General features: G+C 50.1%; 2 protein-coding genes. Both read right to left on the reverse strand.

Translation table 11 applies throughout. The features are described from left to right. On the reverse strand, positions 1-797 hold a 797-nt coding region (locus KDK18_RS03435; RefSeq protein ID WP_257253230.1), incomplete at its 3' end, for a lambda-exonuclease family protein. An 11-nt stretch (positions 798-808) separates the two neighbouring features. Then, positions 809-1,615 (reverse strand): recombinase RecT, encoded by an 807-nt coding sequence (locus KDK18_RS03440; protein WP_257253231.1) that lies wholly within the window; start codon positions 1,613-1,615, stop codon positions 809-811. Positions 1,616-1,619: the final 4 nt, after the last annotated feature.

Consider the following 1,619-nt stretch of genomic DNA (forward strand, 5'->3'; position numbering starts at 1 on the left):
TCAGCTACCCGGAATGCTCCCATCAACTTTTGCAACTCCTGTTGCAGCCGCTTCTGTTGAGACTTCCCGGTTTCCAGCATCCCTTTCAACTCATCGAGACGATACTGACGACGGCGATAGACCATTGCCAGCTTGAGCCAATGCGCATGCTCCGTCGGACCTTCTGGCACATAAACATCCAGATTCGGATCTTTCTCTGGCTCATCACCATCTTCCACAAGTTGCCAGAAAACTTCTGCTTCCGTCCGCAATTGCTGAATCAGGTGATCGTCCCTGCTGATACAGGCTGGAAGAATCGGCCTACCTTTTCGATAAAAACAGAGCCAGGCGCGATTAGAGTCTGCAACCAACATCTGAAACTGCACTTGTGCAAATGCACGTCGATAGCCTTCCGACTGCCCCTTCAAAGTCTTCACATCCTGATAGACTTTTTCACTTGGCGCTTTCAGTTCTACCGGAATACCGTCCCTGGTCATACCGTCAAAACTGGCACGCAGCCTTGGGTTCTGTTCCCACTCCCCACAAACGGGCAAGAGAGGCGCATCGCCCAACGCTTCTTCCATCCGAATCCTTGCGTCGTCTTCATCCTCAATCCCACGTTGAACATGAGGGTTTGAAGATAAATCCGGTTCCTTCATGACTCCCGATTTCTCTGCCCCTTTCTTTTCACACCAAAGCTGCCAACGAGATTTATAAGGCGATTGCCCGAGAATCACAGCAGCATCACTGGCTGTGATACCGCAGCTTCTCCAGTCGAACCATTCCCTTGATCGTTGCTCAAGATTGACCTGCTTCATCACAAATCACCTTAAACAGACTGTTTTGCTGATTCTGCCTGCACCACATCCAGCCGGAAAAGGCAGTAATTCAGAGCATTACCATCTTTCTTAAACCGCTCCTGGGCAAACCCCTGGGCAGCGGTAAAGGCTCCTGTTCCCCTGGCTCGTTCCACAATCTGCTCAATAAACGACACAACCTGTGGTTCAAGACCATTGGGCTCAGGCACTTCATCACCAGTAATAGCTTTCGCCGGTAATAATTCCCCTGCTATCTCAGCCAGCGTATCATCCAGAACATCAGGTTCTGACGACACAAGCCCAGTTTTTTCCTTCACTTTCTTGCCCGCTGTTTGTTCCAGCTTTGACTCAGGCTCTCGCAGATCAGGCACTGCTTCACCCATCTGGTTTTCAAGCAACCGTTCTGCTTCATCCGGTTCAAATAATCCGCTGAGACCATAGGAAATCCGAATGGCCTGAATCTGAGACTTATGGCGAAGCATACGCTTAGGACAAGTCTGCCAGGGGCTGGGAAATTTCTTGCCATTCTTTATCACCGCAGGCCGGTACAGCTCATCAAGATACTCACGTACCCGAATCGCATGTTCCCGATCTTTACGGTGAACCGTGCACTCAATCCAGGGATGACAGGGTTTCATATCCTCATCGAACTGGATAAGCTCATCGGGATAACCGAATTCAATCCCATCACTTTCTGGATACGAGTTCATGATGCAAACCCAACCATCGACGGATATCACAGGCAATACTCCGCCTTTTCTGTCGGATAAAGCCCACACCTGCCGTATAAATGGGTTCAAGCCATAGCTGTCTGCCACTGCC

It is taken from the genome of Endozoicomonas sp. SESOKO3 (assembly GCF_024606255.1).